Source organism: Actinopolymorpha alba DSM 45243, from assembly GCF_000373925.1.
Classification (GTDB): Bacteria; Actinomycetota; Actinomycetes; order Propionibacteriales; family Actinopolymorphaceae; genus Actinopolymorpha; species Actinopolymorpha alba.
This window is the reverse complement of sequence record NZ_KB892731.1, coordinates 16,050-31,271: the sequence shown is the minus strand read 5'-3', so window position 1 is coordinate 31,271 and position 15,222 is coordinate 16,050. Positions and strand designations below refer to the sequence as shown.

The 15,222-nt window shown below is 65.3% G+C and carries 13 protein-coding genes; 9 read left to right on the top strand and 4 right to left on the bottom strand.

Annotated features, from left to right (window positions below; all coding sequences use genetic code 11):
* Positions 1-133: 133 nt before the first annotated feature.
* Entirely contained in the window at positions 134-838 is a 705-nt protein-coding gene (locus tag B141_RS0106570) for a VOC family protein (RefSeq protein ID WP_020574363.1), read from the top strand.
* A 460-nt stretch (positions 839-1,298) separates the two neighbouring features.
* Here B141_RS0106570 and B141_RS0106565 read toward each other — a convergent pair whose 3' ends face one another.
* Positions 1,299-2,594: an HNH endonuclease signature motif containing protein gene (locus B141_RS0106565; RefSeq protein WP_084678137.1), complete on the bottom strand. Its 1,296-nt coding sequence runs from the start codon at positions 2,592-2,594 to the stop codon at positions 1,299-1,301.
* A 194-nt stretch (positions 2,595-2,788) separates the two neighbouring features.
* Positions 2,789-3,925: a hypothetical protein gene (locus tag B141_RS0106560; protein ID WP_026256970.1), complete on the bottom strand. Its 1,137-nt coding sequence runs from the start codon at positions 3,923-3,925 to the stop codon at positions 2,789-2,791.
* A gap of 100 nt (positions 3,926-4,025) precedes the next feature.
* On the opposite strand from B141_RS0106560, the gene B141_RS0106555 reads away from it, so the two are divergent.
* Entirely contained in the window at positions 4,026-4,586 is a 561-nt protein-coding gene (locus tag B141_RS0106555) for an ATP-binding protein (RefSeq protein WP_020574360.1), read from the top strand.
* A gap of 11 nt (positions 4,587-4,597) precedes the next feature.
* Here B141_RS0106555 and B141_RS0106550 read toward each other — a convergent pair whose 3' ends face one another.
* On the bottom strand, positions 4,598-5,080 hold the full coding sequence (locus B141_RS0106550) for a DUF1772 domain-containing protein (RefSeq protein ID WP_020574359.1): 483 nt from the start codon (positions 5,078-5,080) through the stop codon (positions 4,598-4,600).
* A gap of 129 nt (positions 5,081-5,209) precedes the next feature.
* On the opposite strand from B141_RS0106550, the gene B141_RS39225 reads away from it, so the two are divergent.
* Genes B141_RS39225 through B141_RS39210 form a run of 4 tightly spaced genes read left to right on the top strand, consistent with a single transcriptional unit; the run spans position 5,210 to position 8,885 of the window.
* On the top strand, positions 5,210-5,932 hold the full coding sequence (locus tag B141_RS39225; RefSeq protein ID WP_020574358.1) for a GntR family transcriptional regulator: 723 nt from the start codon (positions 5,210-5,212) through the stop codon (positions 5,930-5,932).
* A gap of 2 nt (positions 5,933-5,934) precedes the next feature.
* The gene (locus B141_RS39220) at positions 5,935-7,104 is read left to right on the top strand and encodes a mandelate racemase/muconate lactonizing enzyme family protein (protein ID WP_020574357.1); all 1,170 of its coding nucleotides are present in this window, start codon (positions 5,935-5,937) and stop codon (positions 7,102-7,104) included.
* Positions 7,097-7,933: an SDR family NAD(P)-dependent oxidoreductase gene (locus B141_RS39215; protein ID WP_020574356.1), complete on the top strand. Its 837-nt coding sequence runs from the start codon at positions 7,097-7,099 to the stop codon at positions 7,931-7,933. Before B141_RS39220 ends, B141_RS39215 begins: the two co-directional genes overlap by 8 nt.
* On the top strand, positions 7,926-8,885 hold the full coding sequence (locus B141_RS39210; protein WP_237742631.1) for a dihydrodipicolinate synthase family protein: 960 nt from the start codon (positions 7,926-7,928) through the stop codon (positions 8,883-8,885). The genes B141_RS39215 and B141_RS39210 overlap by 8 nt, the downstream gene beginning before the upstream one ends.
* Here the strand turns inward: B141_RS39210 and B141_RS45335 are convergent.
* The gene (locus B141_RS45335; protein WP_020574354.1) at positions 8,848-9,729 is read right to left on the bottom strand and encodes a helix-turn-helix transcriptional regulator; all 882 of its coding nucleotides are present in this window, start codon (positions 9,727-9,729) and stop codon (positions 8,848-8,850) included. The genes B141_RS39210 and B141_RS45335 overlap by 38 nt on opposite strands.
* A gap of 341 nt (positions 9,730-10,070) precedes the next feature.
* Here B141_RS45335 and B141_RS0106520 point away from each other — a divergent pair, with 341 nt between their 5' ends.
* From B141_RS0106520 to B141_RS0106510, 3 genes are all read left to right on the top strand, one after another.
* The gene (locus tag B141_RS0106520) at positions 10,071-11,855 is read left to right on the top strand and encodes an ABC transporter substrate-binding protein (RefSeq protein WP_020574353.1); all 1,785 of its coding nucleotides are present in this window, start codon (positions 10,071-10,073) and stop codon (positions 11,853-11,855) included.
* Positions 11,856-11,900: 45 nt separating this feature from the next.
* Complete coding sequence (locus B141_RS0106515; RefSeq protein WP_020574352.1) at positions 11,901-14,621, top strand: hypothetical protein; 2,721 nt, start codon at positions 11,901-11,903, stop codon at positions 14,619-14,621.
* 82 nt (positions 14,622-14,703) lie between these two features.
* Positions 14,704-15,111, top strand: a complete 408-nt coding sequence (locus tag B141_RS0106510) for a YybH family protein (protein WP_020574351.1) — start codon at positions 14,704-14,706, stop codon at positions 15,109-15,111.
* Positions 15,112-15,222 lie beyond the last annotated feature (111 nt).

The window sequence follows — 15,222 nt, the reverse complement described above, 5'->3', positions numbered from 1 at the left end:
GGCGAGCCAGTTCGGATCAGGTTCCTCAATCGGTACGCGAGGCCGCATCTATCGGGTCGCGCTGCCCCGCACGAAGCTCAGCCGCGGCTGAAACCGGGTCGCCAACGCCAGGAGCCCGCCCTAGGGTGCAGNGGTGGCTCTGCGACTGGAAGCGGTGACCTTTGATGTGGCCGACGCGACCGCGGTGGCGGCCTTTTGGGCCGGGCTGCTCGACCGAGAGGTACGCACCGAGCCCGGCGGCGCGTTGGTACCGGGTGGCAAGACTCAGGTCGGGCTCCGCTTCGTCACCTCCGACACCAAGGAGATTGGCCCGCGACGGCTGCATCTCCACCTGACCAGCAGCAGCCTCGAGGACCAGCAGCGAACCGTTGAGAAGGCGCTGTGCCTGGGCGGCCGCCACCTTGACGTGGGCCAAGGGGCCGATGAGCACTACGTCGTACTGGCTGACCCTGGCGGTAACGAGTTGTGTGTGATCGAGCCGGGCAACAACTACCTGGCCGGCACCGGCTACCTCGGCGAGGTCACCTGTGACGGTTCCCGGGACGTCGGCCTGTTCTGGCGCGACGCGCTGGGCTGGCCGCTGGTGTGGGACGAGAACGAGCAGACCGCAGTCCAGTCGCCGCTCGGCGGCACCAAGATCTCATGGGACCCATGGGGCAGACCGCCGATCCAACCCAAGACCGGAAGGAACCGGCAGCGCTTCGACCTGGTCACCGCTGACCCGACCAGCGAGGCGGAACGACTGGTCTCGCTCGGTGCGACCCGTCTTGCCGACCTCGCTGACGGCGTCGAACTGGCCGACCCAGACAGCAACGAATTCGACCTTCACGCAGACTGAGCGTCGAGCCACCGACTCCGATAGGCGTGCCGGTCAGGGATCCCCAAACGGACGGCGCGGACGTGATCGACTTTTACCGCCGGCGAGACCTACCGCGTCGGCAGGCAGGTTCGGATCAGGTTCCCTAACGGACACATGCGGCAACCGGCAGGCTCTGATACCCCACCGTCCCGACCCCGACCCCGACGTCGCGAGCCGTCCCGTGTCCGGTAGGGGATCCCCTAACTGACAGCACGAATCACGCGTCGGCGCCTCGTACGTCGTCCCACTGGGAAACCGTACGTCGTCCCCATGGGGTCACCACTGATCGTCAGGGTAGGAAAATTACCTGATCGTCCACATGGCAGACTCTCACCGTTGATGGGCAGGCGAGATTGCTCGCGCTCACACGTGATCAAGGACCATGGCCGCTTCTCTGCGCATCCTCGCAGGAAGAGGTGAATCTCCTGCTTCTGTCCTGTCAGGTTCGGAGGCGTTGGTTGCGGATGGGGTTGCGGTTAGGGTCGATCCATTCGGGCGGGGTGAATTCTGGTACGCCGTCTTCGGCGATGCGGATCTGCCAGGCTCCTTGGTGGATCAGGCGATGGTGATACCCACACAACAGCGCCCCGTTGGCGAGAGTGGTGGGCCCGCCGGTCAGCCAGGAGGTGATGTGGTGGCCGTGGCACCAGGCGGGTGGGCGGTCGCAGCCAGGGAATGCGCAGCCGCGGTCTCGTAGTTCGAGGAGTTTGCGGAGTCGTCCGGTGAAGAATCTGGTGCCGTCGGAGAGGGCGACTTCGCCGTCGCGGTTGCCGAACCAGCTGACTTTGGCATCACACGCCCATTCCTGAACCGTGCGGGCGGAGACGTAGGTGCCGGTACGCAGGAGCCGGCCGAGTCCGGTGCCGTTGACCAGATCCTCGTCGGTGATGGTGACGACGATGTGGGGCTTCTCTCCACCCTGCGAGGGGGAGGCTCCGGAGTTGAGGTAGCGGCGGACGAGTTCGTCGAGCGCTTCGCCTCTGCGCTGGGCCGGACTGCGGGGGTCGAGGCCGTCGGCGGTGGTGGGCATTGGTTTGGACAGGGGCTCGATGGCGGTGCGGAACCGGTCGGCCGCAATTGGGTCCAGCTTGCCGCGGATGTGGGTGCCGGATCCGTCTGGGTCGTCGTACAGCGACAGCTCGCTCTGCCGGGCAGCCTTGGCTTCTTCCTCGGCGAGCTTCTTGGCGAGTACCTTGTCGGCCAGGTCGGGGTCGACGACGTTCAGGACTGCTTTGCCCAGACCGGTGAGGTCTTTGGGGTCGAAGACGCGGGCGTGCTCGACCAGGACCTGCTCGGCCTCGGCGCGTACGTCCTGGCCGGCTTCCTTCGGCAGGTCGCGGATCGTCTTCGCGATCACCCTCGCGTGGTCGGCGCTGATCTCGCCCGCGTTCAACGCCAACTGGACAAGAGGGAGCGCGGTGTCCAGGTCGTTCGCCAGCTTCACGGCAGCCCGGGCGTGTTCGGGGCGCATCCTCAGCAGCGACGACAACAACGCCGCCGTACCAGTCGCACCGACGCTGGCGCCCAGGTCACGCCGGTCGGCCTCGCGGATCACCTGAAGTTGGACCGCATCGAGCTGGGCCTTGAGAGATTCAAGACTGACCAGCAGGTCGATGATCTCGTCCCCTGGAGTCGACCACAACGGCGCACCCGACTCCTCGGCGAGGCGGACACGTATCCGCTCGACCAGCACCGAGAACGGGTGCCGGCCCACATCCGCCGAGGTCGAATCCATGCCCAAACACTAGCGGCGACCACCGACAACCCCAGATCCCGAAAGCCCAACGAAACAAGGCCATACCGAGACCCAGACCGACGTTGTCTGTACGGACTCAGAGGTGCGCTCCTCAGCCCCAGTTCCGTGATCACGAGGCTAGAGAAGCGATCGTCTAGCGGACGGAGTCTGCAGAGCGCGTCCTCGTACCCTGCTCAGGTGCGCATGGTGTAACTGCGGTAGCAGGACAGGTCGACGTCGGCGTCCTTCCATCGGCGGCGGAGCAATTCTGCGGTCGCACGCAGCCAGCCGCCGAGGGCGGGGATCGAGCGGTGATGCTCGGCGGTGCCGGCGGCGGCTTCGAGCGTGGCGATCATCTGGACGCGGCTGTCGTCACCGGGCGTCCGACTTTCGAGGTTCGGGAACCGGTTGAGCCGTTGGAGTGCCTCGGCCGCGCAGGCGGCCGCCATGGCGAAGCCAAAGCGTCGGTCGTCGGCCGCCTCCGGCACGGCGCGAGAGAGTTCGTCGCGGTAGTGGCTCTCGAGGTCGTTGTTGACCGGATCGGTGACTGTGATCCACATGGCACCAGGCATGTGGATCCAGGTGGCGGCGGTGAGGGCGTGGCGATAGCCGGCGGACTCGAAGTCGATGATCCGGCCGTCCTGGGCGTCACGGCGTTCGTCGACCAGGAAGTTGTTGGTGCCCGTGTCGCCGTTGGTAAAGGCGAGGAAGGGGCCGGGGTTCGCGAGTTCGGCCACGACGCTGGCCAGGTCGCGCCTGGCCGAGCCGGTCATCGCCAGGCCAAGTGTGTCCAGGTGCTGCGAGGTTTCGTTCCAACGGTGGCCAAGAACTCGTTCGCTTTCGTTCGGATCGAACGGTCCCAGAGCCGCCCGCCTGGCGTGGTAGGCGTCCGAGTGCCAGCGGGTGGCCGCGGCGAGTTGGCCGGTCGACCGTGCGAACGCCTCCAGTCGCCCCGTCGAGGGTGCGATGCCGCCGTCGCGCAACAAGCCGGCCAGCGGCACACGCGGAGCGAGGTCCTCGAGCACCAGGATCCCTGCCGCGAGATCGCTCGCCAGAACGTGCGGGACGAGCCGGAACTGCAGCTCGGCAAGGAACTCGAGCGCAGCTCGTTCGGTGCACACCTGCCGCGGATCGGTACGGAATCCGGTTGGGTGGTCGCGTAACCATTTCACGATCACCGAGGTGGGGAGTCCTGGCGTCGGTTCTGCGAGGTGGCAGCGGATGACTGTCCATGGGGCCAGGTGGTCGGTGTGGGCGATCGTGACCGGGCCACCGAAAGCCTCGCCGAGAAGGTCCTCCACTGACTGATTGGCAGGAATCGTCGCAGTCACACATTCCTCACAGGTGATAGGCGCCGAGTGGGCTTTGCCATTGTGGGTCGAGCGAAACGGTGTAGCACGAGCTGTTGGCATCGGGCTAACCTCGCCGACCATGCGCTATGAGCCTGTACCGTTCCTGATCCTCTCGGGCCCGCCCGGTGTTGGTAAGACTACGGTGTCGTGGGAGATCTTCGATCAGGTCGTGGACCGAGGTGGCCGGCCCGCTCTCGTCGACCTTGACCTTCTGGGCGCCTGCTGGCCTGTCCCAGCTGACGATCCCCACAACGAGCGGCTCAAGGCACTCAACCTCGAGTCGGTGTGGCAGAACTTCCAGCGTGCTGGCGCACGTTGTCTCGTCGCGGCCGGAGTGATCGAGAATCGCGACGGGCTCCAGATGTACGGCAATGCGATCCCGGGAGCCGTACCAACCCTGTGTCGCCTCACGGCCGCTGACCACGAGCTGCGGAGCCGGATCGTCGGACGCGGCCGGGAACGAGGAGACGGAATCGAGAAGCTCCACCGCCGCGCCATCCAACTGGCCCACGAACTCGAGCAGAACGACTGCGCGGACTTCTGGGTAGACACCAACGATCGCAGCATCTCGGACGTAGCTGGGTTGGTGAGGGCTGGAGCTGGACGATGGCCGCGCCAGGTGTCAGCTAAACCGGCATAGGCTGCCGGATTTCACGGGGTTGTCGCGGACTTGCGGAACGCCCAGATCGCCACCCCGAGGGCCGCCATACGTGCCAGGTTGCCGCGATGCCACTTCGCGACCAGCGCGCGGCTCTCGGTCGCGCTCAGCGGCTCGCTGCTTCGTAGGAGCCGAAGATTGACAGTCCTTAGCAGATGGGCGGTCAGTCCCGCAGCCGCCGCCGTACTCGCCGCCGTCGTGACGATCGCCCGCCGGTCACCACCGGAGCGCCAGCTCTCGATCAAGGTCGCAGCGGTAGCGGCAAACATGACCGGCGCTACCGGGAGGTAATAACGCAGCGGACTTCCGGAGCCGAGAAGCCTCGGCGCTCGGCTCGAACGGGCATCTGCCAGGAGTTGAGGCATGTCGACCATCGCCTCATAGACGTTTCCAAAGAGCCAGTGGACTTGACCGAGCTGGGCAATCGCGGTCGTCGTACGCGATCGCAGGATCTTCGTCGGCAGAGGGTTCCGCATGCCCGCAGTATCCCAGCCCGCCGCCTCCTTCGAAGGTGCCGACGAGTGGCGCAGCCACTGATCGCTAGAAACAGACCGTTTCCGGAAATTCCCTGTGGGCGTGGTATCGCCGCATCGTAGTGTCGCGGCATGGCAGCCGCCGATGTCCAACCACCCGGGGCGACCATGAACCCGCAGTCGCACTCGATTCCTCGCCTGGCGCAGCCGATCTCCCGCGCGGATCGAGTTCGGGACGCCCTGCAGGACGCCATCCTGGACGGAACCCTCGAGCAGGGCCGCCCGCTGGTCGAGCGTCAGCTTGCCGAACTGCTCGGCGTATCAAAGACGCCGATTCGCGAGGCGCTGAAGCAGTTACTCTCCAGCGGTCTCGTCGTCGCCAACGCCTACCAGGGCGTCAGCGTGAGACGCCTGGACGCGCACACAGCGCGGGAGGTGTACGCCGCACGCGAGGCGGTCGAGCCGGAAGCCGTTCGGATGGCGGTGCAGCGGCAAGGCGCGGGACCGAACATCCTGGCCAGGCAGGCCCTCACCGAAGCGCAGGCCCGGCTCGAATCTGACCAGCGTGCTCAACTGGGGCTTGCGAATCGGCGTTTCCACCGCGCGCTTTACGTTGGCTGCGGTAATGACCTGCTGTGTGACTTCCTCGACAAGATCCAGGTGCTCAGCGCCTTCCTTGCCACGGCGGGGTGGCGGTTCGCTCCCACCTTCGCCAGGGAGGCCGAGGAACACCGCGTGATTCTCGACTCGGTCGAGCGGGGAGATGCGGACGAAGCTGAACGCCGGCTTCGCGAGCACGTCCAGCAAGCATCGTCGGCCTGGCTGAGCTCGCTCGACCACGGGGAGACGAGCTGACGATGGCCAGGATCACACGAGTCCGGCTCACGGCGATCAACACGCCACGGACAAGCGGTCTGGTGTGTGGGCATGTGATCGTCGAACTCCTCACCGACGTGGATGGTCTCATCGGCGTCGGTGAGATGTCGGACCTTCAGCATCTGCCCAGATTCCATGTCGATGTCGAAGACCTGGAACGCACGCTGACCGCGATCCTGAGCGACCTGGACCCGTTGAATCTCAACGAGGCCAGCCGGCGTCTGGAGGAGAGTTTCCCGCAGGCGGGCAACCTGTACGACAAGAGCAGTGTCATCAAGTGTGGCGTCGACATCGCGATCTGGGACCTTGTTGGCAAGCTCTCGGGCCGCAGTGTGAGTGACCTGTTGGGCGGTCGGGTGAGGGAGAGCCTGCCCATCGCGTACCCAATCTTCCGCCAGCGCACTGCGCGGGACGTCGAGGCCAACCTCGAGCTGGTGGCCGCCAAGCTCGCTGACGGCTTCTCCCGCTTCCGGGTGTACGTCGGCCGTGAGCTGCAGCTCGATGAGCAGTTCCTCCGCCGGGCACGAGCCGATTTCGGCGATGCCGTGAGGATCAAGTCGCTGGATTTCTCCAACCTTCTCGATGCGCGCGACGCGTGTGCCTTCATCGAACGCACCCGAGACCTCGACTACGAACTGGTCGAGGCGCCAGCAAGGTCCGGCGACAGTGCTGGCTTGGCGTATGTCCGAGATCGTGCTCTCCTCCCGGTGTCCGAGCATGTGTACAGCGATCGCTGGGCGTTGGAGCTGGTAACGGCCCGCGCTGTCGACATCCTCAACGTCGGGTTGTTCGCTCTGGGCGGGATCACGCCCGTACGTCGGGTGCTCGCCATCGCGGAGGCGGCTGGGTTGCGCTGCCTCGTTGGTACCACGCAGGAGTTGTCTATCGGCACCGCCGCGGCCGCGCACGTGGGAGCTTCAGCGTCCGTGGTGACGGTGGCGAGCGATCCGGTCGGGCCGTTGCTCTACCTCGAGGATGTCGTTCGGGAGAAGGCGCGGTACGCCGGCGGCGAGCTGGTTGTTCCGACCGGTCCCGGCCTTGGTGTCGAACTCGACCGGACCCGGCTCGATGCTGTCGCCGGTCCACTCTCCTGGTCAGGCGGTGGTGTCGTGGATGTCATCGACCGGATCGGTGCACCGGCCCATGCCTAGCGAGTTCTGGCCCGGCCGGTTCGCCGGAAAGACCGTTCTGGTCACCGGCGCGAGCCGGAACATCGGCCTGGCCATCGCGACGCGGTTCGCCGAGGAAGGCGCCACGGTCTTCGTCAACGACGTCTTGCCAGCTGAGGTCGCGAAGGCCACCACACAGCTGACCGACCGCGGACTCACGGCGATCGGCATCGACGCGGACGTAGCGGACCCGTCGGCGGTGGACCACCTGGTGGCAGCCATCGTCGATCAGTGCGGTGGAATCGATGTGCTCGTCAACAACGCGGCCCTGACCCTGGTCGGCCGGGTGCACTTCCTCGAACTCGCCTTGGAGGACTGGGATCTCACGTTTGCCGTCAACGCACGCGGTGTCTTCCTGTGCACCTCAGCGTGTGCGCGGGTGATGCGACCATCAAGTGCGATTGTGAACGTGTCGTCCATTGGTGCGACGAAAGCACACCGGTTCGCTGCCGCGTACGACGCGACGAAGGGCGCTGTCGAGGCATTCACCCGGGCGACGGCTCTGGAACTGGCTCCCCGCGGAATCCGGGTCAACGCGGTCGCACCCGGGGCGGTCGCCACCGAGCGGTACGAGGCGCTGGATCCGCAGGCACAACGGGCGGAAACGCATCCGATCCCCGCCGGGCGGGTCGGCCGCGGCGCGGACGTCGCCGCGGCGGTCGCATTCCTCGCGTCGACGGAGGCGTCGTACATCACTGGCCAGGTTCTCACCGTCGACGGCGGGCTCACCGCACAGGCCAGGCAGGTGTCCTCGGAGATCGACCTCAAACATGCGGGTACTTCTTCTGTGGGTGGTGGAGAACATGCCTGAAAGCGCAGTGCAACAACACCTTGCGGAACGCCCCACGATGGACGGCGTGGTCGCGGTCCTCCTGACGCCGTACGTCCACGGCACGAGCGCCGTGGACGAAGCGACCATACGACTTCTCACCCGCCGGCTCGAGGTGGCTGGCATTCGTACGATCACGGCTCTGGGTAACACGGCCGAGGTTCACCAACTCACCCCGGATGAGCGAGTGAGTGTGTTGCGGGCGGTCGCGGCAGCCCGGCAGGAAGCGACGCTGATCGCCGGACTGGCCGGCAGCCTGGGCGGCACGCTCGAGGAGGCCAGCCGTGCTTACGACCTCGGCTACGACGCCGTCATGCTCCACGAACCCGCCGAGCCGTTCGGTGATGGCGACGGCATCGCCCGCTATTTCGGGCAGATCTGCGAGCGCGTCGCGCTGCCCGTTGTGCTGTACGTACGCTCGACGAGGCTCAGCAATGAGGCGTTGACAGAGCTGGTGGCGAGCCCATCGGTCATCGCGGTGAAATACGCGCGACCGGATCTGACCACCTTGGCCGCACTACTCGACGGTGGTGCGGCTCAGCACTGCACGTGGATCAATGGCTCGGCCGAAGCCAAGGTGCCGGCGTTCGCCGAGCTTGGCATCACCGCCTTCACCTCGGGCATCGCCAACGTGCGACCCGATGTGGCGCTGGCTGTTCACGCCGCGGCGGCTGGCGGCGATCAGGTCCGGCTTCGCCAGCTGATCGAGCTTGTCGCCCCGGTTGAGGCCCTTCGCAATGAGGTGCACGCGCGCTTCAACGTCGCTGTCCTCAAGGAACTCCTGCGAGCGGAGGGAATCGAGACTGGTGGCGTACGTCCTCCCCATTCCCCGTTGACGTCCGCCGCCACGGAAAGCCTTCGTTCGGCGGTGGCGACGTGGCCCAAACCCGACCTCGCTACGCCACGGTCGAGCGGAGCTCGCGGTACTGGCTAGGCGTCATGCCTTCCAGGCGACGGAACGCGCGGCTGAAATATGCGGGGTCCGAAAAGCCCACCCGTCGGCCGATGTCAGCGACAACGAGGTCGGTCGTCTCCAGAAGATCCCTGGCACGCCGCATCCGGTAGCGCTGGAGGTACTGGAATGGGGACAGCCCGACGGCATTGCGGAAGAGATGGCAGAGGTGGGTTGGGCTTACTCCCACTACCAACGCCAGCTCGGCCAGGGTGATGGGGTTGGAGAAGTGATCCGCGATGTACGTGAGAACAGGCGCCAGCCTGGTGTGGCCGGGCAACACCGTTGAGACGTGTCCAGAACGCCGAAGCGCCGCATCGACCGACCACAGGAGGCCGAACAGGCGGGTGATGGCCGCGTTCGCCAGGAGCACGTGGTCCGGCGAGCGGTAGCCGACCTCGCGGCTCATCACGGATGCGGCTGCCACCAACTCCTGCATGATCTCCGGTTCCGGCGACAGCAGCGAAGGAAGCGCCGCAAGGGCACCAGGCGCCTGTGCTCCGAGCACTCGCGCCTCGAAGTGCAGAACGTGGCAGTGGAGTGGTGACCGCGGATCGTGTTCCGCCCAGTGGGGAACGGCCTGCGGTATCAACGCGACGGCGCCGCTCCGCAAAGAATGCTCTGTGCCCGCCACTGCGAGCCGGCCGGATCCTGACACGATGAGCCAGACCTGGTGGTTCGGCAGCACGCGCGGCTCGAGGCGCCAGGTGGGTTCGCAGATGTGAAGGTTCGCACGCAGTGCGACCAGGGCGATATCAGACCAGAAGTCGCCGTCGTCGTTGGCGGTTCTTGTTTTCGCTGCCCCGCGGATTAGTGAGCCGTGCATTCCTCATCCGGCCTTCGGTGTGAGCGCAAGATAGTCCTAGCACCTAGCAAACCAGTCTCTGGCCGGCCAGTGAACGGCTTGCCTAATGTGGCCGCACAGCTGGAAATCACAGTCCGAACCCGGCTGCAAGTCGCCTGCCCCTCGGCGGATCGCGGGACCTTGCTAGGAGGACAGCCATGGTGTCACCACCTTCGCGATCGACGCGGCGTACCTTCCTTGTGTCGGCTGGCACGCTCATCACTGCCTCCGCAATGACGGGTTGCAGCCTGCTCGACACTCGCCCGTCAAATCCTGAACGGAACGTCAGTGGCGCTGCCGGTGGTAGCGGCAAGGAAGCGCCGATGCTGGCCGAACGGGTGAAGAAGGGCGCGCTGCCTCGGTTGCCGGAACGGATGCCGGACAATCCTCTTGTCGTCCGTACGACGGAACGACCAGGGGTGTACGGGGGCACCTGGAACTCCGCCATCCTTGGACCCGATGACCAGACGTGGCTTGATCGCGCGGTCGGATACCAGCCCCTCGTTCGGTGGGACCCAGAATTCACGAAGGTGGGTCCCAACGTCGCGGAGAGCTTCGAGGTCAACTCGGACGCGACGGCGTACGTCCTCCACCTGCGGGCCGGCCTTCGCTGGTCGGATGGCGAGCCCTTCACCGCGGACGACATCGTCTTCGCACAAAACGATCTGCGCGCCAACAAGGAGCTTGGCGGAACCGACCCTGTCCGCGCCGAGAAGATCGACGACCAAACGATACGACTCGTCCTGCCGTCGCCAAATGCCTTGCTGATCAAGGAACTCGCGTCAAGCTTCGGTATGCGCCTGGTGAAGCCCCGGCACTACCTGATGAAGTTCCACCGGACGTACAACCCTGACGCCAACAAACTCGCGGACGAGGCGGGGCTTGACGACTGGGTGGCGCTCATCGGCCAGAAGGACCAGAAGTGGGGCAACCCTGACCTTCCCACGCTCAATCCCTGGGTCACGGTCCAGTCGGCTCAGGAACGAATCGTCGTCGAGCGCAACCCCTACTTCTGGAAGGTCGATCAGGACGGCCGCCAGTTGCCGTACATCGATCGCGCTGTCTTCACGGTGGTCAGCGGCGCAGAGACGATGCTGCTCAAGGCGCTGCACGGCGACATCGACATGCAGGTCCGGACGTTCAACAGGCCGAGCAACAAGCCTGTCCTAGCCAGGGAGCGAGACGCCGGCGGCTACAAGTTCTTCGAGGCGCCATCGACGTGGATGAACACCCTGATGATCGCCTTCAACCTCACCGTCGCGGATCCGGTGAAGCGGCAGGTCTTCAACAACAGTGACTTCCGCATCGGTATGTCGTACGCCATCGATCGGCAGGACATCATCAAGGCGGTCTATCAGCGACAGGGCAAGCCGTGGCAGGGCGCTCCCCGCCCAGAGTCGAGCCTCTATCACGAGCGGCTCGCCACACAGCACACGGAGTACGACCCGGATTTGGCGGCGCGACACCTTGATCGGGCGGGGCTGAACCGCCGCGACAGTGACGGATTCCGACTTGGGCCGGATGGTAAGCGGTTCACGGCAACCATCCTGGTCAAGGCGGAGGAGCCGCAGATGGTGAGTACGCTGAATCTCGCCAAGAGCTACTGGGCCAAGGTGGGCGTCGAGGTCAGGGTGGATGGCATCGACGGTGGACTGAAGTTCACCAGGGTCATTTCCAACCAGCATGAAGGTAGTGCGGACTCCGGCGACGGTGGTGCGGAAGACGCGTGGCTGGACCCGCGGTGGTATCTACCCGTCAACGAGAGTGCGTCCGCATACGCGACCCCGTGGGCAAAGTGGTACGTGACTGGCGGCAAGGACGGCATGGAGCCCGACGCATCCACACCCGCGGGGAAAGCGGCCAAGCAGCAGCTCGCGTTGTACGACGAGATCAAGCGGACGCCTGACGAATCAGCGCGACGCGCGCTCATGACGAAGATCCTGGACATTGCCGCGGAGACCTTCTGGGCAATCGGGATCAGCCTTCCGGTCGGCGGCTACGGGATCGTGAAGAACAACTTCCACAACGTTCCGAAGTCCATGCCGGACTCGTTCATCTATCCCACGCCCGGTCCCACCAACCCGGAGCAGTACTTCATCACGTCGTAGTTCGGCTCTGCCTGCCAGGTGTCAAACAGCAAAGGGAGTTCAGCTATGACCGAGGTAACCATCGCCCACCAGCCCGATGCGGCCTCACGGGTGAGGTACGGCGTCGATCTGCTCGCCCGGGCGCTGCTGGATCGCGGACTTCAGGTGGAGGTGGTGGAGGTGTCCTGGCAGGCGCGGGATCGGACCCCAGGCGCGGGTCTTCGCGTCTTCGTCGGTTCGCGATCCTCGCAGCTGGTGGCCGACCTGGAGGGGGACGAGACGCTGCTCTTCCACTCGGGTGCGCCAGGGGACGACGGCTACTACTTGGCGGCTCTGCCGGGTCGCTTCGTCATGGTGACCGGAGGCAACGACACGGGCGTCTTGTACGGCTGCCAGGAGCTGGCGCGGATCGTTCGTGCGCGGGGCGAGATCCCCCGGGACCTGGCGGTGGGCGAGACGCCGCACTTCGTGCTTCGCGGCCCTGCGGTGGGGTTACAGAAGACGACGATCGAGCCTCCCCGCCAGACGTACGAGTATCCAGTCACCCACGAGCGCTTCCCGTGGTTCTACGACCGGCCACGATGGCTGGAGTTTCTCGACGTCCTCCTGGAGCAGCGGGCCAACGTGCTCTACATCTGGAGCGGCCACCCGTTCTCGTCGTTCGTCCGTCTGGAGGAATATCCGGAGGCTCTGGAGGTCACTGAAGCGGAGCTGGAGAACAACCGCGACCTGCTGCGGTGGCTTGCCGCGGAGGCCGATCGGCGCGGCATTGGTGTCGTACTGAAGTTCTACAACATCCACATTCCGCTTCCGTTCGCCGAACATCACGGCCTGCCGCTCCTCCAGACCAGGCCGAGCCCGCTGGTGAGTGACTATACGAGAAAGTCGCTCGCCGCCTTCGTGCGCACGTTTCCCAATGTCGGTCTCCTGGTGTGCCTTGGTGAAACTCTCCACGGCGATCTCTATGGCGAGGAGTGGTTCGTCGACACGATCCTCGCCGGTGTGAACGATGGCCTGGCCGCAAGCGAGATCAGCGAACCACCGCCGATCATTCTCCGTGCGCATGCCATTGATCCCCTACCGGTGCTCGAACGCGCGCGGCACCTCTATCCGCGCCTGTGGACGATGGCGAAATACAACGGCGAGTCGCTCACGACCTGGGGTCCTCGCGGCCGCTGGCAGCAGCGGCACCAGGCCTTGAGTGCGAGGACCGATGTCCACATCGTCAATGTGCACGTGCTGGCGAACCTCGAGCCGTTTCGGTACGGCGCGGTGTCGTTCATCCAGCGATGTGTGCAGGCGATGCGGCACCGCCTGGGCGCACGGGGCCTGCACCTGTATCCGCTGTTCTACTGGGACTGGCCCTATGCGCCGGACCGCACAGATCCACGGCTTCGGCAGCTCGATCGTGACTGGATCTGGTTCGCCGCGTGGCATCGGTACGCATGGAACCCTGACCGCGACGTGACAGCCGAACGTGACTACTGGGTCGGCCAGCTCACCGCACGGTTCGGAGACGCGGAGGCCGCCACGGCCGCACTGGATGCGTTGGAGGCCATCGGAAACGTCGCGCCGCTGTTGGTCCGGCGCGTCGGGATCACGGAGGGAAACCGGCAGACGCTCAGCCTTGGCATGACAATGAGCCAACTGATCAATGCGCAGCGATACCGTCCATGGAACGATCTTTGGGAGTCGCACGCACCGAACGGCGAGCGCATCGAGACCTATGTCAAACGAGAAGTCCATGGGGAGGAGCATTCGGGCGAGACGCCGCTCGACGTGGCCGAGGACGTGGAACACTTCGCCGACAAGGCGGTGGCTGCCGTCGATCGCGGAAGCGGACGAGATGTCAAGGAGGCGGGGGAGTACGCGGCGATCTGTTCCGACGTCCTTGCCCTCGCCGAACTCGCGTACTTCTACGCGCACCGAATCCGTGCGGCTGTGCAGGTGTGCCTCTACCGTGAGGCGCCTGAGAGTTCCCGCTTCAGGAACATCGACCTCTTGCGTTCGGCAGTAGTTGAGGTCGGGCAGAGCGTCGAGAGGTTCAAGAAGCTGGTCGCCATCACCGAATCGACCTACCTGTACGCCAACAGCATGCAGACTCGGGCACGCAAGGTACCGTTTCAGGACGGAGCGACGTACCGCCACTGGCGGGACTGCCTGCCGTTGTACGAACGCGAGTTGGCCAACTTCACCCGCAACGTCGAGTTGCTCGCCGCGGGCGCCGCGCCGGTCGGCCGCGCTGAGTCGTCGGTGACGGCAGAACGCTATCGGCCGGCGGAGTTCACCGTGATGTCGGCGCATGCCGAACCCTTCGTTCTCACCGAGAATGCGTCGGTCTTCGCGTCGACGGACGCAAACCTGCGGCGGGTCGCCGAGGAGCTACGTGGGCTGACGGGTGTTCGCATCAGGCGTGAGAACGCGATCAAACGCGGAGTCGGCATCGAGATCGATCTCCCCGAACCCGCTCAGGTCCTGATCGCGTACTTCCAGTCACCGGAAAACGTCTGGCTGCAGCCACCCGACTTGGAGGTCGCCAGCCATGCCGATGACAGAGGAGGTCTCGAACCAGTGCTGAGCAACGCTGTCCTCGTCGACTTCCATCCGCGGGTGAATATCCACGCGGTACGGTTCGATGCCGGCAGGCACGCCTTTGATCCGGGCAAGGGCGCGTACTTCATCGCCGGAGTCGTCCGAGCTGACCAGCAGTTCGCCGCACGTAACGTCGTGTACGGCGAGGACAGCGCGCGGACGATGGACTGGCTGTTCGAAGACAGCGAGGGTTAAGCCCGGGTTGTCCGAGGTTTGCATAAGCCCCCCAGCGGGCGCCGCACCATGCGGGAACTCGGCGAGGTACGCTGTATGAGTCATGGTGAATATTCATGACGACCAGCCAACAATTCCTACCGTCGCTGACGACCTCGCGCGCCATGTCGCGGCGTTCGTCACCGCGTTCAACACTGGTGACGCAGAAGCGCTCGACGCTCTCTATGCGGAACGGGCAGTCCTCGTCCCAGTGCCCGGACATCCGGTCAGCGGTGACCAACGAATCGCCGCTACCAAACATCTCCTTGGATACGGCGTCCCAATCACCGCTAACCTTCGACACGCCTACGTTGTCGATAACTTCGCCATGCTCATAGTCGACTGGTCCATCCGGGGTACCGCGTCGGACGGCACCGATATCCACCTGGCCGGAGCGGCCGCCGATGTCGTACGGCGCGACGCCGAAGGTCGCTGGCGCTACCTGATCGACAATCCCGCGGGCACCGCGTAGCGGTCGACGTCAACGCAGATCCAGGGTATGGGTCAGGAGTTCGACGCCGTCGGGCATGCATCCGAGCCAGAAGGGCGCCCAGACCACGCCAGGTCTGGGCGCTCGAGGTCG

Coding starts and splice junctions, on each gene's coding strand:
- B141_RS39215 (WP_020574356.1), top strand. CDS start 7,097: ATGCCTAGCGAGTTCTGGCCCGGCCGGTTCGCCGGAAAGACCGTTCTG.
- B141_RS0106515 (WP_020574352.1), top strand. CDS start 11,901: ATGACCGAGGTAACCATCGCCCACCAGCCCGATGCGGCCTCACGGGTG.
- B141_RS0106555 (WP_020574360.1), top strand. CDS start 4,026: ATGCGCTATGAGCCTGTACCGTTCCTGATCCTCTCGGGCCCGCCCGGT.
- B141_RS0106520 (WP_020574353.1), top strand. CDS start 10,071: ATGCTGGCCGAACGGGTGAAGAAGGGCGCGCTGCCTCGGTTGCCGGAA.
- B141_RS45335 (WP_020574354.1), bottom strand. CDS start 9,729: ATGCACGGCTCACTAATCCGCGGGGCAGCGAAAACAAGAACCGCCAAC.
- B141_RS0106565 (WP_084678137.1), bottom strand. CDS start 2,594: ATGGATTCGACCTCGGCGGATGTGGGCCGGCACCCGTTCTCGGTGCTG.
- B141_RS0106510 (WP_020574351.1), top strand. CDS start 14,704: ATGGTGAATATTCATGACGACCAGCCAACAATTCCTACCGTCGCTGAC.
- B141_RS0106550 (WP_020574359.1), bottom strand. CDS start 5,080: ATGCGGAACCCTCTGCCGACGAAGATCCTGCGATCGCGTACGACGACC.
- B141_RS39210 (WP_237742631.1), top strand. CDS start 7,926: ATGCCTGAAAGCGCAGTGCAACAACACCTTGCGGAACGCCCCACGATG.
- B141_RS39225 (WP_020574358.1), top strand. CDS start 5,210: ATGGCAGCCGCCGATGTCCAACCACCCGGGGCGACCATGAACCCGCAG.
- B141_RS39220 (WP_020574357.1), top strand. CDS start 5,935: ATGGCCAGGATCACACGAGTCCGGCTCACGGCGATCAACACGCCACGG.